We start from the raw sequence: 22,502 nt of genomic DNA, 5'->3' as shown, positions 1-22,502 counted from the left end.
TGATGCGTGCCCTCAGCCCCTTTCTGCGCGATGCCTGGGCGCTGACGCGCCCCTATTGGTCCAGCGAGGATCGTTGGCGGGCGCGCGGGCTGCTGGCCACGGTCATCGTGCTGAACCTGTCGCTGGTGGGCATGACGGTGGTGCTCACCTATTGGCAGCGGGCCTTCTACAACGCGCTGGAGGCGAAGGACGCGGCCGCCTTCACGGCGCTGCTATTCACCTGGCACCGGTCCGAGGAGGGCGGCTTCCTGCCGTCCTTCACCCTGGTCGCGGCGCTGTACATCCTGATCGCGGTCTATGCGCTGTATCTGCGCCAGGCGCTGGAGATCCGCTGGCGGCGCTGGCTGACCGAGATCTACCTGACGCAGTGGCTCGAGGGCCGCGCCTATTACCGCATGGCGCTGACCGACCCGGAGACCGACAACCCCGACCAGCGCATAGCCGAGGATGCGCGGATGTTCGTCGGGCAGACGCTGGGCCTCGGGCTGGGGCTGATGCGATCGGTGGTGACGCTGGGGTCGTTCATCCTGGTGCTGTGGTCGCTGTCGGGGCCGGTGACGGTGCTGGGCATCACCATCCCCGGCTACATGGTCTGGGTGGCGCTGATCTATGCGATGGCGGGCACCTGGCTGGCGCATCTGATCGGGCGACCGCTGATCCGGCTGAACTTCAACCAGCAGAAGGTCGAGGCGGATTTCCGCTACGCCCTGGTGCGGTTCCGCGAGAATGTCGAAGGCATCGCGCTGCATGGCGGCGAGGCGGATGAGAAGCGCGGCCTGACCACCCGCTTCCGCGCGCTGATGGAAAATTGGTGGTCGATCATGACGGCGACCAAGCGGCTGACGCTGTTCACCGTCGGCTACCAGCAGGTGGCGAGCATCTTCCCCATCGTCGTCGCGGCGCCGGCCTATTTCGCCGGGCGGATTCCGCTAGGTGGGCTGATCCAGACCTCGAGCGCCTTCAACCAGGTGCAGGATTCGCTGTCCTGGTTCGTTGAGAATTATTCGGTGCTGACGGAATGGCGCGCCACGGTCGAACGGCTGACCGGCTTCACCCGCGCCGTCACCGTCGCGCGCGCGGCCGGCACCGGGCCGGTCGCCGCCCAGGGGTCGCAGCCGGGGTTGGTGATCGATGATGTGACGCTCGCGCTGCCCGATGGGCGGCGTTTGATGGAAGGCGCCCGGGCCACGGTGGCGCCGGGGGATTCGGTGGTGATCACCGGCGCCTCGGGGTCGGGCAAGTCGACGCTTTTCCGCGCCATTGCCGGCATCTGGCCCTTCGGGTCCGGGCACGTCGCGCTGCCGGCCGCCGGGCGCGCGCTGTTCCTGCCGCAGCGGCCCTATATCCCGCTCGGCAGCCTCAAGCGCGCGGTGTGTTACCCGGAGGATGAGGCGGGCTTCACCGACGCCCAGGTGGCCGAGGCGCTGGAGGCGGCCGAGCTCGGCCATTTGGTGCCGCGCCTGCAGGATGCCGATGCCTGGGACAAGCGGCTGTCAGGGGGCGAGCAGCAGCGCCTGGCGCTGGCGCGCGCGTTGTTGCTCAAGCCGGATTGGCTGTTCCTTGACGAGGCGACGGCGAGCCTCGACCCGGGGGCGGAAGAGCGGTTGTACGCGCGGCTCAAGGAACGGCTGCCGGGGACGGCGCTGGTCTCCATCGCGCATCGGCCCGCGGTGGCTAAGTTCCATGATCGCGGGCTGAAGGTGGAAGGCGGGCGGCTGGTCGAGGCGTGAGGGCAGGCAAGGCCCGAAAGGGGCTCTTGCCCCTCCCGGACCCACCGCACCAAATGCCAGTGTCATTTGGAAAGCCATTTGTTGGTGCCAGGCAGCCTAGGCATGCTGCAGCGGGGCGCATGCACTGCGCACAACGGTGGGTCTCGAGGCCAGCGCAGATCTGAATTCGGCAAAGTCACTGATTCGGTTAAAAATATTGAAAAACCAATAGCTTGAAGATGGTTCCGAAATTCCGGCATGCGAAAGCCGCCGGGCTTTGGTGAGCCTGGCCGCACTATCCCAAGGCTCGGGAGCGGCGAAGCCTCTTTCGGTCCCCTCAGCGCTCCTCGGCCGGGATCACCGCATTGGCCAGCACCAGCAGCAGCACCGCCAGCGGCAGGCAGGCAGCGAGACCGATCCGCGCGAAGGCCAGCGCGCCGACCAGCCCGCCGATCGCGAAGCTGGCAAGCAACCCGGCCAGCAGCCGCATCTTGGCGCGATCGGCGACGACCCGGGGCGCGGGTGTCCTGGCATCGGCATTCCAATACGTCAGCTTGCCGAGCTCGATGCCGAGATCGGTGACGATGCCGGTCATATGGGTAGTGCGGATCCGCGCACCGGAGATCTTGGTGATGCAGGCATTCTGCACGCCCATCAGAAAGCACAGCAGCGGCACCACCGGGATGGCGACCACTTCGACCGGCAACAGCGCGCCCATCAAGCCGAAGCACAGCAGCAGCCCGGCCTCGACCAGCAGCGGCAGCGCGTAGCGGCTGCGCCAGGCGAGCCTCCGGCCGAAATTGATCAGCCAGGCGGAATGCGCCGCGCCCGCCATGAAGCTGAGCAGCGCCAGCAGCCCCGCCAGCATCAGTTGCCCCATGCCGAGCGCGGCATGGTCAGCCAACGCCGAGACGATGCCCGTCATGTGGGAGGTGTATTGCCCGACGATCATGAAGCCGCCGGCATTGATCGCGCCAGCGACGAAGGTGAGCGACAGGCCGAGTTGCACCTCGGTGGCCTCAGCGCGCCGCCAACGCCGCGCCACGGTTCGCGCGGCGTGCCAGCGTCCCTCGGCATCGGATGCGGCGTGGTCCATCGCTTCCCTTTCTAGGGCAGATCGCGTCGGGCTGGAATCAGCCAGACGCGTGAAGATGCGCGCGAAAACAAAGCGGTAGAGCGGCTTCGCGAGCACGGGCGAACGAAAACCACTCTGCGCGGCCGGGCGGCGACTGGGGTCAGTCCACCGTGGCGCCGGAGACGCGCACCACCTCGGCCCAGCGCGCGATGTCGGCGGCGAGGGTCTCGCGGAACTGCTCGGGCGAATTCGGCGCCGCCGGCGGGGTGATCGCCTGGTTCTCGATCAGCCAGGTCCGGAATTCCGGGGTGGAGATGATGCGATTCACCTCGGCGTTCATCCGCTGCAGTATCGGCGCCGGCAGGTTGGCCGGGGCGAGCAGGCCGTACCAGGTGGAGGTGTCCATCGGCGGCAGGCCGCAGGCCTCGGCGACGGTCGGCACGTTGGGCAGGGCGGGGAGGCGCTCACGCGAGAGCACCGCCAGGGCGCGCACCTGGCCCTGTTGGATCGGGCCCATCGACGGGCCGGTTTGGTTGAAGAACACATCCGTATCCCCGGCGAGCAGCGAGGCGATCGCCCCGGGCTGGCCGCGATAGGGCACGTGCAGCAACTGGAGGTTCGCCGCGGTGGCGAATTGCGCGCCGGCGAGATGCGTCGAGGCGCCGTTGCCGGTCGAGGCATAGGTGATCGCCTGCGGCCGGGCCCGCGCCGCCGCCAGCACGTCCTGGCAGGTCTGCAGGTTGGGGCGCTTTTCCGGGTTCACCAGCATGACGTTCGGCACGTCGCCGAGCAGCACGACCGGGGTGAAGTCGCGCGTCACGTTGAACGGCAGGCGGCGATACAGCGCGGCATTGATCGCGTGCGTGCCGGCGGTGCCGAACATGAACAGGTAGCCGTCGGCTGGCTGCTTCGAGACGTATTCGGAGGCGATGTTGCCGCCCGCCCCGCTGCGGTTGTCGACCACCACCGGCACGCCCAGCGCGCGCGACAGCGGTTCGGCCAGGCGACGGGCATAGATGTCGGTGCCCGCCCCGTTCGGGAAGCCGCCCATGATGGTGATCGGCCGGTTCGGCCAGGGGGCGTCCTGCGCGATGGCCGGCAGGGCGGCCGCGGCAAAGGCCGCGGCGATCAGGGTACGGCGGATCATCAGTCCCGGTCTCCTTCTTGTTGTCGGAAGGTAGGTGCCTGCCCACCGGGATGCCAGGGCGCTGCGCCGTCGCCCCTCCCCGGCCCGGGACCGGTTCACCGGGGGCGGATGGGGGTGTCGACCGCTGCCGATTCCGCATTGGCGGAAAACGCTCTAGCCTCGGTGGCCATGAACCCTTCCTTCCCTACCCCGAATCTCGCGCGGATTGCGCGCGGCGTGAAGCCCGTCCAGGGCGCACCACTCGGCATCATCATGCTGGAGACGCGGTTTCCGCGCATTCCGGGCGATATCGGCAATGGACTGACTTGGCCTTTCCCGGTGCTGTACCGGGTGGTGCCGGGGGCGACGCCCGAACGCGTGGTGCTGCAGGGCGCTCGCGGCCTGCTGCCGGATTTCATCGCGGCGGCCCAGGAATTGGTGGCACTCGGCGCGGAAGCCATCACCACCAGCTGCGGCTTCCTGTGCATTTTCCAGAAGGAGATCGCCGCGGCGATCGGCGTGCCGGTCGCCACCTCCTCCCTGATCCAGGTTCCGTGGGTGGAGGCCCTGCTGCCGGCGGGGCGGCGCGTGGGCGTCATCACGGTGAGCCCGGTGTCCCTGACGCCGGCGCACCTGGCCGCTTCCGGCATGGCGCCGGACACGCCGGTGGCCGGCATTGCGCAGGACGGTGAGCTGTACCGCGTATTGGTGCGCCAGGATAAGGCCGAGCTTGACGCCGCGGCGGCGGAGAGGGACATCCTTGAAGCCGGCCGTGCGTTGGTCGCGGCGCATCCCGAGATCGGCGCCATCGTGCTGGAATGCACCAACATGCCGCCCTATGCGGCGGCGCTGCAGGCGGCCCTGGGGCTGCCGGTGCACGACGTCGTCTCGCTCGGCAGCTACCTCTTCGCCGGGTTGCGGCCGCGCCGCTACGGCTGATCAGCCCTTGAAGAGGCTGAGCAGCGACTGCGGCGCCTGGTTGGCGATGGACAGCGACTGGGTGCCGAGTTGCTGGCGGATCTGCAGGGCCTGCAGCCGGGCGGATTCCTTCGCGAGGTCGGCGTCGATCAGGGCGCCGAGGCCGCCATCCAGCGCATCGAGCTTGTCGCGGTTGTAGGCGACCTGCGAGTCGATGTAGCGCGAGTCGGAACCGAAGCGGTTCAGCGCATCGGCGATCTGCGTGTTCACCGTTGCCCAGTCGCCACCCGCGGCGATGGCGGCCTGCGCCGTCGCGGCATCGGTCGGTGCGGCGGCGACGACCATGGTGCCGGCGCCATCGGCGGCGGTCAGCGTATAGGTGGTGCCTGATTCATTGCGGGTGGTGGTGATGTCGCCACCGCCATTGCCGGCATTGGTGTCGAGCAGGGTACGACCATTATAGGTCGCATCGGCGATGAAGTTCGTGATCTGGGTGCGCAGGGCTTCGTACTGGGTTTCGTACTGCGCGCGCTGGTCGGTGTTCAGCGTGTCGTCGGCCAGGCGGACCAGCGTCTCGCGCACCTTGGTCATGGTGTCGGAGACCTTGGTCAGGCCGGACAGCGCGGTATCGAGAATGCCCTTGGTGCCGCCGAGCTGTTCATTCGCGGCGGTGAGGCCGGCAACGTCGGCGCGAACCGACTGGGCGACGGCGAAGGCGGCGCCATCATCCTTGGCGTCCGCGACACGAAAGCCCGTCGATATGCGCTTCTGCGTCATATTCAACGCCTCATTCGTGCGATTGAGCGATTGCAGCGCCACCATGGCACCGCCGTTCGTGTTCACCGAATTGAGGCTCATTGCGGGATCTTCCCTTCACGATGAACGGGATATTCCCGTCCGAGGCCACTGTGGCCGCGAGAGGTGAAGAGAGTGCTAACGCGCGTCGAAAAACGCGACCCGGCATAAAAAAAGCCCCGCGCCTTCCGGCGACGGGGCCTTTTTCGGGCTGACCGCGAGGGTCAGTCCTTCATGTTCACAGCCTGGCGACCGCGCTGGCCGTCACGCACCTCGAGATTGACCTTCTCGCCCTGCTGAACGTCCTGCTTGCCGGCGCGCTGGAGGACCGACGAATGCAGGAACACGTCCTGGCCGCCGTCATCCGGCGTCACGAAGCCGAAGCCGCGGACCTGGTCGAACCACTTGACCGTGCCGTTGACGTCGTAGGTCGGCCCGCCTTCATCGCGGCCACCGAATTCACGACGCGGCGGACGGTCCCCGAAGGCGCGTGGCGGACGGTCGCCGAAGCCACCGCTCGGCGGGCCACCGAAGTCGCGGCGCGGGGGACGGTCGCCGAAGCCACCACCACCACCGAAGCCGCCGCCCGGCGGGCCACCGAAGTCGCGACGCGGGGGACGATCGCCGAAGCCACCGCCGCCGCCGAAGTCGCGGCGCGGGGGACGGTCGCCGAAGCCACCGCCGCCGGCGAAGTCGCGGCGCGGGGGACGGTCGCCGAAGCCACCGCCCGGCGAGCCACCGAAGTCGCGACGGGGCGGGCGGGCACCCATGCCACCACCTTCGCCGCGCTTCAGCTCAACGATGCGGGTGACGAGACGACGGCCCTGCCGGTCGGAGCCGATCTCACAGACCAGCTTGTCACCTGTGTCCGGCGGCTCGATCCCAGCCTCGGTAAGGGCCGAGGCATGGAAGAAGACGTCGCTGCCGTCAGGTCCGAGCACGAAGCCGAAGCCCTTGCGGCTGTTGTACCATTTCACCTCGGCCTCGATCGGGCCGGTGCCACCCTGGTTGTCGTATTCAGACACGTTCCTGCAGGTCCACAAAATCAGGCGACCCTGCGGGATGCAGGGGCGCTACGTGTCAGGATGGCACCCCGGCAAAGCGAAAGCGAGCGAAATTAAGCGGAACCGGCATTAGGCGAATCGGCGTGGGTTGAAGGCGCCAATCGGTATCTCTGGCGTCTGCCCTGTCAGCAGGTCGGCCACCACCCGGCCGGTACGCGCCGCCGCCACCAACCCGGTATGCCCGTGCCCGAAGGCATGCAGAATGTCGGCGCTCGCCCGCGACGGGCCGAGGCAGGGCTTGCCATCCGGCATGGAGGGGCGATGGCCCATCCAGACCTTCACCCGCTCGGTCGGCAGGGTGCGCGGCAGGCCGGGAAAGCAGCGCAGCAGATGGTCGCGCAGGATCTCGGCGCGCTGCCAGTTCGGCGCCGCATCGAGCCCGGCGATCTCGACCTGGCCGGCGCAGCGCAGGCCGTTGCGGGTGCGCATCACGGACATCTTGCCGTCGGAGGGCATCAGCCCGTGGCGCGGGGATACTTCGGGGTCGCTGACCTCGGCGTGGTAGCCACGCTCGGTCTCCAGCGGGACCTGGTCGCCGGCGGCGGCGGCGAGCGGCTTGGAATGGGCCCCGGCGGCGATCACCGCGGCATCAGCGGCGACCTCGCCCGCATCGGTCAGCACGGCCTTGAGCCGGCCGGCCTCGATGCGGAAGCCGGTCGCGGCGGCGCGGCGCAGCTCAGCCCCCTGCCCGACCGCATGGGCCACCAGCGCGGCGGTATAGGCGCCCGGGTCAGTGCAATGGCCGCCTTCCTCGACCATCACGCCGAAGGTGTAGCGGCGGTCGAGGTCGGGTTCGCGCTGGTGCAGGTCGTTGGAGTCCAGCTCGATCCAGCGCACGCCGACGCGGTGGCGGATCTCCCAGGCCATGGCCTCGGCCTCGAAGGCGGCGCGGGTCGGGTAGACATAGATCAGCCCGCGACGTTCGATCAGATGACCGACGCCGGCCTCCTCGGCGATGCGCAAATGCAGCGCCGGGGCATCGACGACGAGCGGGCGCAGCGCGCGGGCGGTTTCCTCGACGCTATCCCAAGTCCAGCCGGCGCGCAGGTAGCGCAGCAGCCAGGGGAAGACGCGGGGGAAATAGGACCAGCGGATGGCCAGGGGGCCGAGCGGGTCCATCAGGAATTTCGGCACCTTCTTCCACAGCCCCGGGAAGGCGGGTGGGATCACCGACATCGGGCTCAGCCAGCAGCCATTGCCGTAGGAGGCGGATTGCTCGCCGCCCGGTTCGGCGGGGTCGATGATGGTCACGCGAAAGCCGAGGCGCAGCGCCTCGATGGCAGAACAGGCACCGACGATGCCGGCGCCGATGATCGCTACGTGTCGTGTCATGCTGCTCGAATCTTGCCGATCTTGGCGGATGCGTCGGATTGGACCTGTTCGCCGGCGAGGTGTTTATCGAGGAAGAACAGGCGGTCCTGCCCCCACAGCCAGAGATCGCCGCAAAAGAAGGTGGGCGCACCGAAGACGCCGCGCTTCACCGCCTCCTGGTTGTTGCGGTCCCATTCGGCTTCGACGGAGGAACTTTCCTCCTCCCGGTGCAGGGCCTCGCCGGGCAGGCCTTCCTCCTCGGCGATGGCGACGCGAACGCGGGGGTCGGCGATGTCGCGGTCCTCAAGCCACAGGGCGCGCAGCATGGCGTGGGATAGCGCCATGGCATCGAGGCCGCGCGCCTGGGCGGCCATGACCATCCGCCCGGCCTGGCGCTGGTCCGAGGGTGGGTAGTGCTTCGGCTTGAGCTTGAGCGGGATGTCGAGGTGGCGCGACCAGCGGTCGAGTTCCAGCGCGTGGTAGTCCTGCCGCGGCTCGGGCCGGGTGCGCAGCGGAATGCCGCCGGTGTGCTTGATCACCAAGCGGAAATCGTAAGGCTTCAACATCAGCGTCGCGCCGTGGCGGCGGATGATGTCGGTCAGTTGCGGTCCGCCCAGGTACATCCAGGGTGAGGACAGCGTGTAGAAGCACTCGACCGTCTGGCCCATGGCGTTCACCCCTTCTGTGTGCGGCCGGGATCATGCCCCGCGAGCAGCGAGACATGGGCGGAGACGACGCGCCAGCCGTGTTCGGGCAGGCGCGCCATGATCTTGGTCTCGCGGCCGATCAGCCCGGTGCCGACGCGTTCATATTCCAGATGCGTGCAGGCGAAGTCGCGGCCGAAGGCGGTGATGTGGATGTGTTTCTGGATGCGCGGGGCATAGGTCTTCACCGTGGCGCGGAAGGCGCGGATGGCGTCGATGCCGTAGAGGATCTCGGTGACGCCGAAGCGCACGGTGCGCGGGTCGGGCCAGAAGGAGGCGTCGAGGATCTCAGTGTCGTTCGAGGCGATGGCGGCCTCATAGCGGTCGAACACCGCACGGGCTTCGGCGATCACCTCGGGGTTGTCGATCTCCACGGCCTTCGGCTCCCGGTTGTGGGGGCAGCATGCCGTGCGGTAGCGCGGAACGCAAAAGGGCCGGATGTTACCACCCGGCCCTTGCGTATCGGTGATGCCGAGGTCAGCCGGCGGCGGCGATCGCCCGCTTGGCCATCACGCCGACGAGATGGGCGCGGTATTCGGCGCTGCCATGGATGTCGCCATTCAGGCCGTCGGGGTCCTGCTTGATGCCGGCGACGGCATCGGGGGACCAGTTGGCCGCAAGGGCTGCTTCCATATCCGCCTGGCGGAACACGCAGGGGCCGGCGCCGTTCACGGCGACGCGCACCGTGCCACCGGCCTTCGAGACGAAGACGCCGGCCATAACGTAGCGGCTCGCCGGATTCTTCATCTTGGCGTAGCCGGCCTTGTCGACGATCGGGAATTCAATCGCGGTCAGGATCTCGTCAGCGTCCAGCGCGGTGGTGAACATGCCGAGGAAGAAGTCATCAGCGGCGATCTTGCGCTTGGAGGTGTGGATGGTGGCACCGAGGCCAAGCACGGCGGCCGGGTAGTCCGCCGCCGGGTCGTTGTTGGAGACGGAACCGCCCATGGTGCCACGGTTGCGCACCTGAACGTCGCCGATATGCGACGCCATGTAGGCCAGCGCGGGGATCGCGGCCTTCACCTCGGCGCTGTTGGCGACTTCGACATGGCGGGTCAGCGCGCCGATGACGATGGCGTTGCCGACGCGCTTGATGCCCTTCATCTCGGCGATGCCGGACAGGTCCACCAGCGCGGTGGGCTTGTTCAGCCGGTGCTTGAGAGCCGGCACCAGCGTGTGGCCGCCGGAGACCGCCTTGGCGTCCGGGTCGGCCAGCAGCTTGACGGCGTCGGCGACCGAAGTGGGTTTGTGGTACGCGAAATCATACATCTCGTTTGCTCCTTGCGTCGCAAGCCAACCGATTCACACCTCCAGGCCCGGACGGGATCCCCGCGAAGCGTGCTTCGCGGGGTGTCGAGGCCTTCCAGCGATCGGACAGCGAGGTCCCCTACTCCGCCGCCTGCTGGCGACCAGCGTTGATGATGCCCCAGATCTTGGACGGTGTCGCCGGCATGTCCAGGGTCCGGAGGTTGAAGTCGCGCAGCGCATCCACCACGGCGTTGATGACGGCGGGCGGCGAACCGATCGCGCCCACCTCCCCGCAGCCCTTCACGCCGAGCGGGTTGTGCGTGCACAGGGTGGTGTGCGTCGCCACCGAGACCGGCGCGAGGTCGTCGGCGCGCGGCATGGTGTAGTCCATCATCGAACCCGAGAGCAGCTGGCCGTCGGCATCATAGACACAAGCCTCCAGCAGCGCCTGGCCGATGCCCTGGGCGATGCCGCCCTGGACCTGGCCTTCGACGATCATCGGGTTGATGACGCGGCCGACATCGTCCACCGCCGTGAAGTTCACCATCGAGACTTTGCCCGTCTCCGGGTCGATCTCGACCTCGGCGATGTGGCAGCCGCCGGGATAGGTGAAGTTCTTGGGGTCGTAGAAGGCGGTCTCCTCCAGGCCGGGCTCGATCTCGTCGATCGGGTAGTTGTGGGGCACGTAGGCGGCCACCGAGATGTCCACCAGCGCCTTGGTCTTGTCGGTGCCGGCGACGCGGAAGATGCCGCGCTCGAATTCGATGTCGTCGACGGAGGCTTCCATCAGGTGGGCGGCGATGCGCTTGCCCTTGGCGATGATCTTGTCCATCGCCTTCATCATCGCGGACCCGCCGACGGCAAGGCTTCGCGATCCATAGGTGCCCATGCCGAAGGGCACCTTGGCGGTGTCGCCATGGACGATATCGACCTGGGCGCCGGGGACGCCGAGCTTGTCGGTCACCAGCTGGGCGAAGGTCGTCTCATGCCCCTGCCCGTGACTGTGCGCGCCGGTCAGCACGGTGACGGAGCCGGTCGGGTGCACGCGGATGGTGCCGACCTCATACAGGCCGGCGCGCGCACCAAGGCTGCCCACCACGGCCGAGGGCGCGATGCCGCAGGCTTCGAGATAGGTCGAGCAGCCGATGCCGCGCAGCTTGCCTCGCTTGGCCGCTTCCGCGCGACGGGCCTCGAAGCCGGCCCAGTCGGCGGTGGCCAGCGCCTGGTCGAGCGTGGCGGTGTAGTTGCCGGAATCGTACTGCAGCGCGACCGGCGTCTGGTAGGGGAAGGCGTCGTTCGGGATGAAGTTGCGCCGGCGCAGTTCGACACGGTCGATGCCGGTCTCGCGGGCGGCAACATCCATCAGCCGTTCGAGCAGGAAGGTCGCCTCCGGCCGGCCCGCGCCACGATAGGCATCGACAGGGACGGTGTTGGTGAAGACGGCCTTCACCTCACAATAGATGACTGGGGTGGTGTAGGTGCCGGCGAGCAGCGTGGCGTAGAGGTAGGTCGGCACGCAGGGCGCGAAGGTGGACAGGTAGGCGCCCATATTGGCGTAGGTGTGGACCTTCAGGCCGAGGATCTTGCCGTTCGCATCCAGCGCGAGTTGCGCGTTGGAGACGTGGTCGCGGCCATGGGCGTCCGACATGAAGGATTCGGAGCGGTCGGCGGTCCACTTCACGGGGCGGCCAAGCTTGCCGGCCGACCAGGTGACGATGGCTTCCTCGGCATAGTGGTAGATCTTGGAACCGAAGCCGCCGCCGACATCCGGGGCCACCACGCGCACCTTGGATTCAGGCAGGTGCAGCACGTTCGCTGCCATCAGCAGTCGGATGACATGCGGGTTCTGGCTGGTGGTGTGCAGCGTGTAGTCGCCGGAGGTGCGGTCGAACTCGCCGAGGGCGGCGCGCGGTTCCATCGCATTCGGGATGAGGCGGTTGTTCACCAGGTCCAGCGAGACGATTTTGTGCGCCTGGGCGAAGGCGGCATCGAGCACCGATTTGTCGCCGATATGCCAGTCGTAGCAGAGATTGCTGGGGACATCGTCATGCACGGCGGGGGCGCCGGGCTTCAAGGCGGCTTCCATGGAGACGGCGGCGGGCAGGACGTCGTAGTCGACGACGATCGCCTCGGCCGCGTCGCGCGCCTGTTCGCGCGTTTCGGCGATGGCGACGGCGACCTGGTCACCGACATGGCGCACCTTCTCGTGCGCGATGACGGGGTGCAGCGGCTCGGCCATCGGCGAGCCGTCCTTGTTGTGAATCTGCCAGCCGCAAGGCAGGCCGCCAAGGCCGTCCTTCACCATGTCGGCGCCGGTGAAGACCGCGACGACGCCAGGCATCGCCTTGGCCGCGCTGATGTCCACCGACTTGATCCGCGCATGGGCGTGCGGGCTGCGCAGGATCCAGGCGTGCAACTGGCCCTGGCGGTTGAAATCGTCGGTATAGGCGCCGCGGCCCTGGAGGAAGCGGAAATCCTCCTTGCGGCGGACGCTGGCGCCGATGCCTTCGAACGGTGCTACCACGTTCATGTGCTGTCGCCTCTCCCAATGGGCGTTGTTCGTGCCGGTCTTTGCCGGGCAGTTCTTGGGGCGCCGCCTGGCGCCCGCGACACGCGGCCCTTACTGGGCCGCGCTCGCGATCTCGGTGCGCTTGCCGTGCATCACATCGGCCGCGGCGGCGATCGCCTTGACGATGTTGTGGTAGCCGGTGCAGCGGCAGAGATTGCCTTCGAGACCCTCGCGGATTTCCTGCTCGGTCAGGCCATCGGGGTGCTTCTGCACCAGGTCGATCGCCGACATCACCATCCCCGGCGTGCAGAAGCCGCATTGCAGGGCGTGGTATTCGCGGAAGGCTTCCTGCATCGGGTGCAGCGTGCCGTCGGCCTTGGCCAGGCCCTCGATGGTGGTGACGGTCGCGCCATCGGCCATCACGGCGAGGGTCGTGCAGGACTTCACGCTCTCCCCATTGATGTGCACGACGCAGGCGCCGCACTGGCTGGTGTCGCAGCCGACATGGGTGCCGGTGAGGCGCAGCGTCTCGCGCAGCAGCTCCACGAGGAGGGTACGGCCCTCCACCTCCGCCGTATGGGTCTGGCCGTTCACGGTCAGCGTGACCTGCGGCATCGTGTGTCTCCCTCAGTCGTGCGATTGGTGTCCGGGCATGTAGGCTCCGGCCTTGCGGGCGCAAGCCTCGCGCTCCGGCCGGGGCGCCGTCAAGCGCTGGTGCAGGGCCGGCGCCGAATCAGGCCGAAACCGCCGGGGACCGGGCCCCGGCGGCGTGACGGTTCAGTGATGGGCGATGATCGCCGCGCCGCGCGCACCGGCCAGCGGGTTCTCCGCATCCGGCTTGTCGTGCAGGTGGCAGGCGGACCAATGCCCGGCCTCGGTCTGGCGCAGGACGGGTTCATCCTGGCGGCAGCGGTCGAAGGCGTAGGGGCAGCGGGTGTGGAAGCGGCACCCCTTGGGCGGGTTGATCGGCGAGGGAACGTCGCCGGTCAGGATGATGCGCTCGCGCGCCGCACCCGGTTCGGGTACCGGCACGGCGGAGAGCAGCGCCTCGGTATAGGGATGCTTCGGCGCGGCGAAGAGCTGCTTCTTCGGCGCGACCTCGACGATCTTGCCGAGATACATGACCGCGACGCGATGCGTCATGTGCTCGACGATGGCGAGGTCGTGGCTGATGAACAGCATCGCCAGGCCGAGCTCCCGCTGCAGATCCTGCAGCAGGTTCACGATCTGCGCCTTCACCGACACGTCGAGCGCGGAGACCGCCTCGTCGCAGATGATCACATCAGGCTCGCCGGCGAGCGCGCGGGCGATGCAGATTCGCTGGCGCTGACCGCCGGAGAATTCATGCGGCCAGCGATTGCCCGCATCGCGCGGCAGGCGGACGCGGTCGAGCAACTCCTCGACACGACGGTCGAGATCCGCACCGTCCTTCGCCAGGCCGAAATTGCGGATCGGCTCGGCGAGGATGTCGCGCACCTTCATGCGCGGGTTGAGGCTGCTGAACGGGTCCTGGAACACGACCCCCAGCCGCCGGCGGATCGGCCGCAGCGTGCTGTAGCCCATGTCGTCGATGCGCTGGCCGTCCAGCACCACTTGCCCGTCGGTGAGGTCGAACAGCTTCAGGATCGCCTTGCCGACGGTCGACTTGCCGCAGCCGGATTCACCGACCAGCGACAGCGTCTCGCCCTTCTCGATGGAGAAGGAAACGCCATCCACCGCATAGACGTAGCCGGTGACGCCGCCGAAGAAGCCGCCGCGGATCGGAAAGTGTTTCTTGAGGTCGTTGACCTCGAGGATCGGGGTGCTCATGCGGCGACCGCTTCCTTGATGGCGTAGTGACAGGCGGCGATGTGGCCTTCGGCCTTTTCCTCGAGTGCCGGTGAGATGGTGCGGCACAAATCGGTCGCGTAGGAACAGCGCGAGGCGAAGACGCAGCCATCGATCTTGCGCTTGAGGCTGGGCACCAGGCCGGGGATTTCCTGCAGCCGCGTCTCCTCGCCGCTCAGCGAGGAACCGAGCTTCGGCATCGAGCCGAGCAGCCCCTGGGTGTAGGGGTGGCGCGGGTTGCGGAACAGCTTCTCGACCGCCGCTTCCTCGACCTTGCGGCCGGCATACATGACGATGACGCGCTCGGCGACTTCCGCCACCACGCCCAGGTCATGAGTGATGATGACGATGGCCGCGCCGACCGTGTTCTTCAGGTCGCGCATCAGGTCGAGGATCTGCGCCTGGATCGTCACGTCGAGCGCGGTGGTCGGCTCGTCGGCGATCAGCAGCTTCGGGTTGCAGGCGAGCGCGATGGCGATCATCACGCGCTGGCGCATGCCGCCCGAGAGCTGGTGCGGATATTCGCGCACGCGCCGCTCGGGTTCCGGGATGCCGACCAACTTCAGCATCTCGACCGCGCGGGCCTCGGCCTGGTTGGACGACATGCCCTGGTGCAGGCGCAGCGTTTCGCCGATCTGCTTTCCCACGGTCAGCACCGGGTTCAGCGAGGTCATCGGCTCCTGGAAGATCATGCTGATCTCGTTGCCGCGGATCGCGCGCATTTCGCGATCCGACAGCGTCAGCAGGTCCCGGCCATCGAAGCGGATGGCACCGGCGATCTTGCCCGGGGGCTCGGGGATCAGCCGCAGGATCGACATGGCGGTGACGGATTTGCCGCAGCCCGATTCACCCACGATCGCCACCGTTTCACGGGCGTTGACGTGGAAGTTGAGGCCGTCGACGGCACGGTTGATGCCGTCGGCGGCGCGGAAATGCGTCTGGAGGTTCTCGACTTCAAGCAACGCCATGGCGTCAGATCCTTTTCGCCATGCGCGGGTCGAGCGCGTCACGCAGACCGTCGCCGAGCAGGTTCACGGCCAGCACGGTGACCGACAGGAAGAGGGCGGGGAAGAACACGATGTAGGGCTTCACCTGCCACAGGGCACGGCCCTCGGCCATGATGTTGCCCCAGGACGGGATGATCGGCGGCGTACCGGCGCCGATGAAGGAGAGGATCGATTCCACGATCATCGCCGAGGCGCAGACATAGGTCGCCTGCACCGTCATCGGCGCGATGGTGTTGGGCAGGATGTGGCGCCAGATGATGACCGGCGTGCGCGTGCCCGAGGCGATCGCCGCGTCGACGTAAGGCTGTTCGCGCAAGCTGAGCACCACGCCGCGGACCAGGCGCGAAACGCGCGGGATTTCCGCGACCGTGATCGCCAGGATGACATTGCCGACCGAACCGCGCGTCAGGGCCATCAGCGCGATGGCGAGCAGGATGGACGGGATCGACATCAGCCCGTCCATGATCCGCATGATGATGTTGTCGGCCCAGCGGATGAAGCCCGAGATCAGACCGATGGTCAGCCCGGCGACCGAGGAGAAGAACGCCACTGCGAAGCCGACAATCAACGAGACGCGCGCGCCATAGACGACGCGGGAATAGACGTCGCGTCCCAGCATGTCGGTGCCGAACCAGTATTGCGCGGAAGGCTCGCGCGTGCGGCGCGCCGGGGCGAGCGCCGTCGGGTCCACCGTGCCGAGAAAGGGCGCGAAGATCGCCATCAGGATCATCGCAAGCACGATGGTGCCGCCGATGGCGATGGCCGGGTTGCGATACATGTAGCCCCAGAGACCCTTTCGGGCCTTCACGGGCGGCATGATGTCAGGCAGCGGCGCGGCGGCCTTGACGGAGCCCGGCGTCACGTCGCCGGGGCTGAGGACAGAAGCGGAGGCCATCAGTACCGGATCCTCGGGTCGAAGAGGGTGTAGAGAAGGTCAATGCCGAGATTGACCAGCACATAGACGAAGGAGAACAGCAGGATGACGCCCTGGATGACCGGGTAGTCACGCCGCAGGATCGCATCCACCGTCAGCCGGCCGAGGCCGGGAATGGCGAAGACGGATTCCGTGACGACCGCGCCGCCGATCAGCAGGGCGATGCCGATGCCGATCACGGTGACGATCGGCACGGCCGCATTCTTCAGCGCGTGCAGGAACAGGATGGAACGCTGCCCCGCGCCCTTGGCGCGCGCGGTGCGGATGTAGTCCTGCTGCAGCACTTCGAGCATGGTCGCGCGGGTGATGCGCGCGATCAGCGCGATATAGACCGAGCCCAGCGCGATGGCGGGCAATATCAGGTTCTCGATCCAGGGCCCGAAGCCCTGGCTTATCGAGGTGTAGCCCTGCACCGGCAACCAATCGAGCTGCAGCGCGAAGACATAGGCGAGCAGATAGCCCACCACGAAGACCGGCACCGAGAAGCCGAGCACGGCGAAACCCATCACCGCCCGGTCGATCCAGGTACCGACCTTCCACGCCGCCACCACGCCCATCGGCACGGCGATGGAGATGGCGAGGATCAGTGTCACCAGCATGAGCGAGAGCGTCGGTTCGATACGCTGCTTGATCATCAGCGACACGGGGAGGTTGGTGAAGATCGACACCCCAAGGTCACCGCGGATGATGTCGAACACCCAGGCCCCGAACCGCACCAGATAGGGGCGGTCGAGACCGAGGCTCGCGCGGATGCGCTCGACATCGTCAGGTGTTGCCTGGTCACCCGCGATCACCGCGGCCGGGTCACCGGGCGCGATGTAGAGCAGGCTGAAGACGAAGAGTGCCACGATCGCCATCACTGGGATCGTGGCGAGGATACGGCGGATGACGTAGGCGAACATGCTGGTACTACCTGGTTGGGATCAGGACTTCGAGACGCCCCAGGCGAAGGGGATCGGTCCCTTCACGATGCCGGAGATGTTCCGGCGCCAAGCCTGGTAGCCAAGGAAGAAGCCGGTCGGGCAATAGACGACGTTCTCGACCGCGGCACGGTTGAGCCGGCCGATCGCCGCACGCTCCTGCTCGAGGTTCGTCGCGGCGAGCCAGTTCGGCACCTCGGCCTCGACGCCCGGGATGTTCGGCCAGCCGAACCAGGCGCCGTCGCCATTCGCGCGCACGGCGTTGTAGATGACCGGGTTGATGGCGTCCGCGCCGGCATGCCAGGTGTGGAACATGCTCCAGCCGCCCTGGTTGGGCGGGTTCTTCATCGCACGGCGCTGGCCGACGGTGCCCCAGTCGGTGGCGACGAAGTCCACATTCATGCCCAGGCGCTTCAGCAGGTCGGCGGTGACGTCGCCCTGCGCCTTGGTGATGGGCTGGTCCTGCGCGACGATACAGATCACCGGCTCATTGTTGTAGCCCGATTCACGCAGCAGCTGCTTGCCGCGCTCGAGGTTGGCGGCCTTCATCATCTCGCCGCCCTCCTCGGTGTAGAGCGGCGTGCCCGGGGTGAAGAAGCCGCCCAGCGTCTTGCGCAGGTTGTCATCGTCACCGACGATGGCTCGCATGTAGTCTTCCTGGCTCAGCGCCGTCATCACGGCCTGGCGCACCTTCACGTTGTTGAAGGGCGGGTGCAGGTGGTTCATGCGGAACGACCCGATGTTGCCCAGCGGATCGGCGATGTCGACCATGATGTTGCGGTTGCGGCGCAGCACCGGCACGAGGTCGGTGATCGGGTTTTCCCACCAGTCGATCTCGCCGTTCTGTAGCGCGGCCGAGGCCGTGGCCGGGTCGGGCATCACCACCCATTCGACGCGGTCGACCAGCGCGCGCTTGCCGCCGGCGAGCCAGCTGCTGGGCTCATCGCGCGGCACATAGCCATCGAACTTGGCGAACACGGCCTTCGCACCGGGCACCCATTCCTCGCGCACGAAGCGGAACGGGCCGGAGCCGATGAATTCGTTGATCGGCGTGAAGGGATCCGTCTTGGCGATCCGCTCCGGCATGATGAACGCCATCGGTGTCGCATTCTTGCCGAGCGCCATCTTCATCTTGGTGAAGGGCGCCTTCAGCTGCCAGCGGAAGGTGCGGTCATCCACCGCGACCAGCTCCTCGTTCAGCGCTCGCAGCAGCTGGCCCATCGGGTCGCGCGGCATCCAGCGCGTCAGGGAGGCGACGACGTCCTTCGAGCGGACCGGCTCGCCATCATGAAACTTGAGGCCGGCGCGCAGTTTGAAGGTCCAGGTCTTGCCGTCCTGGGAAACTTCCTCGCCCTCGACCATCTGGCGCTGCGGCTGGAGGTGCTCGTCGAAGCCGTAGAGGGTGTCCCACACCATCACCGAGGCGTTGCGCACCACGTATTGCGTGGTCCAGATCGGGTCGAAATTGGCGAGGTTCGCCTGCGGCACGAAGCGGAGCGTACGCGCCGCGGCGCCCTGCGAGAGCGCCGGGGCGGAAACCCCGCCCGCCGCGCCGATGGCAGCCACACCGGCCCCAGCCTTGAGGAAAGTCCTGCGGTCCATTCACCGTCTCCCTTTGAGTCGTCCGGACAGGAGCCTCACCTGCCCGGTTCTCAGTCACATTGCGTCAATTGTAGACATATCACCAGGGCCGCCCCGGCAATAGATCACCAAGGGCCGCCTTTCATGGGCTGGCCCGCATGGATTGGAGCACAGGCCGTGCCAGAGCCGGGACCGCCGCGGCAGGCACCGCCGCGACCCCGTCCCGGGCGCCCGGTCAGCGCGGGTCAGGACTTACCGATGTTCCAGAACACCGTGGCCGGCGCGCGGAACACGCCCGTGACATTGCGTGCCCAAGCCGAGGGCTGCCAGTAGTAGCCCAGCGGCACGTAGTACATCTCCCGCATCGCGATCCGGTTGAGTTCCTCGGCGATGCGCCGGCCCTCGGCCGGGTCGCCGCCCTTCTCGACCCATTCGGCGCGCAGGGTCTCGATCTCGGGCACGTCGGGCCAGCCAAACCAGGCACGCGAGCCATTGGCACGCAGGAACAGGTTGAACACCGGCAGGGACAGCGACTGGCCGGAGGAGGTGGTGTGGAAGATGCTCCAACCGCCCCGCTCGACCGGTTCCTTGCTGGCGCGACGCTGGATGACCGTGCCCCAGTCGGCCGAGACGAATTCGAGGTTCATCCCGAGCCGGCGGATGACGTCCGCGGTGACCAGCGACAGCGCGTTGATCTGCGGATAGTCGCCCGGCGCAATCAGCACCACCTTCTCGCCATTGTAGCCGGCGGCGGCGAGCGCCTGCTTGGCGCGATCGATGTTGTGGACCTTCAGCAGGTCGGAGCCGACCTCGTTCGCCAGCGGCGTGTCGCAGGTGAACACCCCCTCGCAGACGCCCCAGCCGGCCGGGTCGTCGCCGGCCACCGCGCGCAGGTAGTCACGCTGGTCGATCGCCATGGCGACGGCGCGGCGGATCGCCGGGTTGTTGAAGGGCGGCTGCAAGGTGTTGAAGCGGCAGACGCCATACGTGCCGTCGAGCAGGCGCTGTTCCACCACCACGCCACGCGACCGGCGCAGCATCGGCAGCAGGTCGTGCAGCGGGTATTCCCAGTAATCCTGCTCGCCCTGCGCCATTGCGTTGGCGGCGGTCGCGCTGTCGGAGATGATCGTCCATTCGACGCGGTCGATCTTCGGCACGCGGCCACCGGCGAGGCCGTCCACTGCCTCGTTGCGTGGCACGTAGCGCTCGTTCTTTGACCACACGGCGCGCTGGCCGGGGTTCCATTCATTGGCGAGGAAGCGGAACGGCCCCGAGCCGATCGTCTCGCGCGTCTGGGTGAAGGCGTCGGTCGCGGCGACGCGCTCGGGCATGATGAAGCAGGGGAACTGAGTCTGGCCCAGGGCGAGGATCAGCAGCGGCGTCGGCTTGGTCAGCCGGAAGCGGAACTTGCGGTCGTCGATCGCCTCGATCGCGGCGACGTTCGGTGCCAGCACCTGCATGAAGGGGTCGCGCTTGCGCCAGCGTTCGATCGAGGCGACGCAATCCTTCGCCAGCACCTTCTCCCCATCATGGAAGGACAGGTTGGGGCGCAGGGTGAATGTCCAGGTCAGCCCATCCGGCGCGATGTCCCAGCCTTCGGCCATCTGCGGCTTGATATCGCCATTGGAATCCTGGGCGCAGATCTGGTCGTAGATCAGGAAGGCGTGGTTACGGGTGACGACGGCGGTCGTCCACACCGGGTCAAGGCTCGTCAGGTTGGCCTGCGGGATGACCCGCAGCGTGTTGGCGACCGACCCTTGCGCGATGGCGGGAGCGCCAGGCAGGGTGGCGACGGCCGCCGCGGCCGCGGCACCGGAAAGGAAGCTGCGTCGTTCCATGGTCAATTCTCTCTCTCCGACACTGTGGCCTGTAGGCGTCAGGCGCGCTTGATGGTCCAGAACATGGCGTCACCGTCGACGCGGTCCGTGATATTCGTCGTAAGGGCCCTCACTGGCATGCAGGACCCGAACGGGATGTCGGCGACTTCGTCAGGCGCCGAATGCTGCATCCGGCGTGCCAGCCGAAGCCGGCATCGCCCTCGCTGCCGCGTGCCCCTGGGAAGGAGCCGCGCCGCCGCACGGGCATTCTCCCAGGGCCTGCTCCCCGGCCGATCGCATCAACAAGTCGGGTGCGACCGCAAGCGCCAGTCGCACCCACCCGATGCGCGGCGTCACGCGCGCCGGATGTTCCAGAACAGCGCGAGGCCGGGCACGCGACCGGTCAGGTTGCGCTTGATCGCCGTCATCGACAGGTAGGCACCGACAGGGACATAGGGCAGTTCGTCCATCGCGACGGTCTGCATCTCGCGCGCGAGACGCTGTTCGGTGGGCAGGTCCGGCGCCTCGAACCAGGCGTCGCGCAGTTCCTCGAGCTTCGGCACGGTCGGCCAGCCGAACCAGGCATTGGTGCCATTGCCGCGCATCGGGAAATGCGCCGCCGGGTCGGCGAAGTCGACCGAGGAGAAGGAGGTAAACAGCATCGACCAGCCGCCCTTGTCGATCGGCTCGCGCGAGGTGCGGCGCTGCACCGTGGTGCCCCAGTCCGACAGCGCGATATCGGCGTTGAAGCCGAGCCGGCGCACCAGATCCGCACCCACCTGCGTCATCGCCGACGGCGCGAGGATGTCGGTCGGCCCGATCAGGCGCATCGGCTGGTTGGTGTACCCGGCCTCGCGCATCAGCGCCTTGGCGCGATCGATGCTGCGCGGCCCCATCAACGCCTCGAGCCCGGCATCGTTGGCGAGCGGCGTGCCCGGCGTGAACAGCCCGACGCCGGTGCGGTAGATCGACGCATCGGTGCCGACCACCGCCTGCATGAAGTCTTCCTGGCTGATCGCCGGCAACATCGCCTGGCGCATCTTCTTGTCGTTGAAGGGCGCGTGCAGGTGGTTGAAGCGCAGGATGCCGGTCAGCGGCAGCGGGTCGATCGCCTCGATGGCAATGCCGCGGTTGCGGGCGAGCAGTTGCTGGATCTCCGGCGGCGGCTGCTCGTACCAGTCGATCTCGCCGGTCTGCAGCGCGGCCGCGGCGGTGGAGGCATCGACGATGATGTTCCACTCGACGCGATCGAAATACGCGACCTTGGGGCCGGCGGTCAGGGATGGCGTGCCGACCGGGGATGGGACGTAGTCGGCGAAGCGCTCATAGACCACAAGGCTGCCGGAATTGAATTCGTCGGCCTTGAACTTGAACGGGCCGGAGCCGATCGCCTCGCGCACCTGCTGGAACGCGTCGGTCTCGGCCAGGCGCTGCGGCATGATGAAGGCCGGGCTGTTGGAGACCTGGCCCAGCGCCTTGAACAGCAGCGGGAAGGGCTTCTTCAGCTTGAAGCGGATGCGCCGGTCATCCACCACCTCGACGGCGTCGGTGACGGTGGCGAGCTTCTGGCCGAACGGGTTGCGCCGCATCCAGCGCGTGACGGACGGCACCACGTCCTGCGCGCGCACCGGCTCGCCATCGTGGAACTTCAGCCCCGGACGCAGCGTGATGGTGACGATCTTGCCGCCATCCTCGAGCACATGGCCTTCGGCCATCTGCGGCTGCGGCGCGAAATTCGCGTCGAGGCCGTAGAGGCTGTCATAGATCATGTGGCCGTGGTTGCGGGTGATGTTCGCCGTCGTCCAGATCGGGTCGAGGCTCGTGAGATTCGCCTGCGGCACCATCTTCAGGACGCGATTCTGCGCAGGCTGCGCTGTCGCGAATCGCGGCAATGCGGCGGCGGCCCCCGCGGCAACGGAGGTCCTCAGCAGGTCACGACGGTTCATTGTTGGCTCCC

The 22,502-nt window shown here is 67.6% G+C and carries 19 protein-coding genes; 2 read left to right on the top strand and 17 right to left on the bottom strand.

Going from position 1 to position 22,502, the window contains the following annotated elements:
• Nucleotides 1-2 precede the first annotated feature (2 nt).
• A complete protein-coding gene (locus IEY36_RS08405) occupies nt 3-1,730 on the top strand; it encodes an ABC transporter ATP-binding protein/permease (RefSeq protein ID WP_188966584.1) in 1,728 nt (575 codons plus the stop codon).
• Nucleotides 1,731-2,046: 316 nt separating this feature from the next.
• Here IEY36_RS08405 and IEY36_RS08400 read toward each other — a convergent pair whose 3' ends face one another.
• Together IEY36_RS08400 and IEY36_RS08395 are read right to left on the bottom strand one after the other, a co-directional pair.
• Nucleotides 2,047-2,805, bottom strand: a complete 759-nt coding sequence (locus IEY36_RS08400; RefSeq protein WP_188966583.1) for a YoaK family protein — start codon at nt 2,803-2,805, stop codon at nt 2,047-2,049.
• A gap of 139 nt (nt 2,806-2,944) precedes the next feature.
• The gene (locus IEY36_RS08395; protein WP_188966582.1) at nt 2,945-3,931 is read right to left on the bottom strand and encodes a Bug family tripartite tricarboxylate transporter substrate binding protein; all 987 of its coding nucleotides are present in this window, start codon (nt 3,929-3,931) and stop codon (nt 2,945-2,947) included.
• A gap of 216 nt (nt 3,932-4,147) precedes the next feature.
• Between IEY36_RS08395 and IEY36_RS08390 the strand changes: the two genes are divergently transcribed.
• Nucleotides 4,148-4,849: an aspartate/glutamate racemase family protein gene (locus IEY36_RS08390; RefSeq protein ID WP_229681211.1), complete on the top strand. Its 702-nt coding sequence runs from the start codon at nt 4,148-4,150 to the stop codon at nt 4,847-4,849.
• Here IEY36_RS08390 and IEY36_RS08385 read toward each other — a convergent pair whose 3' ends face one another.
• From IEY36_RS08385 to IEY36_RS08315, 15 genes are all read right to left on the bottom strand, one after another.
• A complete protein-coding gene (locus tag IEY36_RS08385; RefSeq protein ID WP_188966580.1) occupies nt 4,850-5,686 on the bottom strand; it encodes a flagellin in 837 nt (278 codons plus the stop codon). It lies immediately after the preceding gene.
• A gap of 161 nt (nt 5,687-5,847) precedes the next feature.
• The gene (locus IEY36_RS08380) at nt 5,848-6,648 is read right to left on the bottom strand and encodes a cold-shock protein (protein WP_188966579.1); all 801 of its coding nucleotides are present in this window, start codon (nt 6,646-6,648) and stop codon (nt 5,848-5,850) included.
• A 108-nt stretch (nt 6,649-6,756) separates the two neighbouring features.
• Nucleotides 6,757-8,019 (bottom strand): NAD(P)/FAD-dependent oxidoreductase, encoded by a 1,263-nt coding sequence (locus IEY36_RS08375; protein ID WP_188966578.1) that lies wholly within the window; start codon nt 8,017-8,019, stop codon nt 6,757-6,759.
• Nucleotides 8,016-8,666: a 2-hydroxychromene-2-carboxylate isomerase gene (locus IEY36_RS08370; RefSeq protein WP_188966577.1), complete on the bottom strand. Its 651-nt coding sequence runs from the start codon at nt 8,664-8,666 to the stop codon at nt 8,016-8,018. Before IEY36_RS08370 ends, IEY36_RS08375 begins: the two co-directional genes overlap by 4 nt.
• 5 nt (nt 8,667-8,671) lie before the next feature.
• Nucleotides 8,672-9,076 carry an AtzH-like domain-containing protein gene (locus tag IEY36_RS08365; protein ID WP_188966576.1) on the bottom strand — a complete coding sequence of 135 codons (405 nt, stop codon included), beginning with the start codon at nt 9,074-9,076 and terminating at the stop codon, nt 8,672-8,674.
• Between the two features lie 103 nt (nt 9,077-9,179).
• Nucleotides 9,180-9,971 carry an FAD binding domain-containing protein gene (locus IEY36_RS08360; protein WP_188966575.1) on the bottom strand — a complete coding sequence of 264 codons (792 nt, stop codon included), beginning with the start codon at nt 9,969-9,971 and terminating at the stop codon, nt 9,180-9,182.
• A 118-nt stretch (nt 9,972-10,089) separates the two neighbouring features.
• A complete protein-coding gene (locus IEY36_RS08355; protein WP_188966574.1) occupies nt 10,090-12,480 on the bottom strand; it encodes a xanthine dehydrogenase family protein molybdopterin-binding subunit in 2,391 nt (796 codons plus the stop codon).
• A gap of 90 nt (nt 12,481-12,570) precedes the next feature.
• A complete protein-coding gene (locus IEY36_RS08350; protein ID WP_188966573.1) occupies nt 12,571-13,074 on the bottom strand; it encodes a (2Fe-2S)-binding protein in 504 nt (167 codons plus the stop codon).
• Between the two features lie 162 nt (nt 13,075-13,236).
• Entirely contained in the window at nt 13,237-14,268 is a 1,032-nt protein-coding gene (locus IEY36_RS08345; protein WP_188966572.1) for an ABC transporter ATP-binding protein, read from the bottom strand.
• On the bottom strand, nt 14,265-15,254 hold the full coding sequence (locus IEY36_RS08340; RefSeq protein WP_188966571.1) for an ABC transporter ATP-binding protein: 990 nt from the start codon (nt 15,252-15,254) through the stop codon (nt 14,265-14,267). The genes IEY36_RS08345 and IEY36_RS08340 overlap by 4 nt, the downstream gene beginning before the upstream one ends.
• 4 nt (nt 15,255-15,258) lie before the next feature.
• Nucleotides 15,259-16,188: an ABC transporter permease gene (locus IEY36_RS08335; protein WP_188966570.1), complete on the bottom strand. Its 930-nt coding sequence runs from the start codon at nt 16,186-16,188 to the stop codon at nt 15,259-15,261.
• A complete protein-coding gene (locus IEY36_RS08330) occupies nt 16,188-17,129 on the bottom strand; it encodes an ABC transporter permease (RefSeq protein ID WP_188966569.1) in 942 nt (313 codons plus the stop codon). Before IEY36_RS08330 ends, IEY36_RS08335 begins: the two co-directional genes overlap by 1 nt.
• A 21-nt stretch (nt 17,130-17,150) precedes the next feature.
• Nucleotides 17,151-18,749 carry an ABC transporter substrate-binding protein gene (locus IEY36_RS08325; protein WP_188966568.1) on the bottom strand — a complete coding sequence of 533 codons (1,599 nt, stop codon included), beginning with the start codon at nt 18,747-18,749 and terminating at the stop codon, nt 17,151-17,153.
• Nucleotides 18,750-18,973: 224 nt separating this feature from the next.
• Nucleotides 18,974-20,566: an ABC transporter substrate-binding protein gene (locus IEY36_RS08320; RefSeq protein ID WP_188966567.1), complete on the bottom strand. Its 1,593-nt coding sequence runs from the start codon at nt 20,564-20,566 to the stop codon at nt 18,974-18,976.
• A 332-nt stretch (nt 20,567-20,898) separates the two neighbouring features.
• Nucleotides 20,899-22,491, bottom strand: a complete 1,593-nt coding sequence (locus IEY36_RS08315; protein ID WP_188966566.1) for an ABC transporter substrate-binding protein — start codon at nt 22,489-22,491, stop codon at nt 20,899-20,901.
• Nucleotides 22,492-22,502 lie beyond the last annotated feature (11 nt).

Origin of the sequence: Neoroseomonas lacus (genome assembly GCF_014644535.1) — a bacterium.
Classification (GTDB): Bacteria; Pseudomonadota; Alphaproteobacteria; order Acetobacterales; family Acetobacteraceae; genus Neoroseomonas; species Neoroseomonas lacus.
The sequence above is the reverse complement of the archived record's forward strand: the minus strand, read 5'-3'. Positions and strand labels throughout refer to the sequence as shown.

Excerpts from the sequence above, each read along its gene's own strand:
- IEY36_RS08315 (WP_188966566.1), bottom strand. The coding sequence starts at position 22,491 with ATGAACCGTCGTGACCTGCTGAGGACCTCCGTTGCCGCGGGGGCCGCC.
- IEY36_RS08405 (WP_188966584.1), top strand. The coding sequence starts at position 3 with ATGCGTGCCCTCAGCCCCTTTCTGCGCGATGCCTGGGCGCTGACGCGC.
- IEY36_RS08330 (WP_188966569.1), bottom strand. The coding sequence starts at position 17,129 with ATGTTCGCCTACGTCATCCGCCGTATCCTCGCCACGATCCCAGTGATG.
- IEY36_RS08350 (WP_188966573.1), bottom strand. The coding sequence starts at position 13,074 with ATGCCGCAGGTCACGCTGACCGTGAACGGCCAGACCCATACGGCGGAG.
- IEY36_RS08340 (WP_188966571.1), bottom strand. The coding sequence starts at position 15,254 with ATGGCGTTGCTTGAAGTCGAGAACCTCCAGACGCATTTCCGCGCCGCC.
- IEY36_RS08335 (WP_188966570.1), bottom strand. The coding sequence starts at position 16,188 with ATGGCCTCCGCTTCTGTCCTCAGCCCCGGCGACGTGACGCCGGGCTCC.
- IEY36_RS08320 (WP_188966567.1), bottom strand. The coding sequence starts at position 20,566 with ATGGAACGACGCAGCTTCCTTTCCGGTGCCGCGGCCGCGGCGGCCGTC.
- IEY36_RS08345 (WP_188966572.1), bottom strand. The coding sequence starts at position 14,268 with ATGAGCACCCCGATCCTCGAGGTCAACGACCTCAAGAAACACTTTCCG.
- IEY36_RS08400 (WP_188966583.1), bottom strand. The coding sequence starts at position 2,805 with ATGGACCACGCCGCATCCGATGCCGAGGGACGCTGGCACGCCGCGCGA.
- IEY36_RS08385 (WP_188966580.1), bottom strand. The coding sequence starts at position 5,686 with ATGAGCCTCAATTCGGTGAACACGAACGGCGGTGCCATGGTGGCGCTG.
- IEY36_RS08395 (WP_188966582.1), bottom strand. The coding sequence starts at position 3,931 with ATGATCCGCCGTACCCTGATCGCCGCGGCCTTTGCCGCGGCCGCCCTG.
- IEY36_RS08360 (WP_188966575.1), bottom strand. The coding sequence starts at position 9,971 with ATGTATGATTTCGCGTACCACAAACCCACTTCGGTCGCCGACGCCGTC.
- IEY36_RS08355 (WP_188966574.1), bottom strand. The coding sequence starts at position 12,480 with ATGAACGTGGTAGCACCGTTCGAAGGCATCGGCGCCAGCGTCCGCCGC.
- IEY36_RS08375 (WP_188966578.1), bottom strand. The coding sequence starts at position 8,019 with ATGACACGACACGTAGCGATCATCGGCGCCGGCATCGTCGGTGCCTGT.
- IEY36_RS08325 (WP_188966568.1), bottom strand. The coding sequence starts at position 18,749 with ATGGACCGCAGGACTTTCCTCAAGGCTGGGGCCGGTGTGGCTGCCATC.
- IEY36_RS08370 (WP_188966577.1), bottom strand. The coding sequence starts at position 8,666 with ATGGGCCAGACGGTCGAGTGCTTCTACACGCTGTCCTCACCCTGGATG.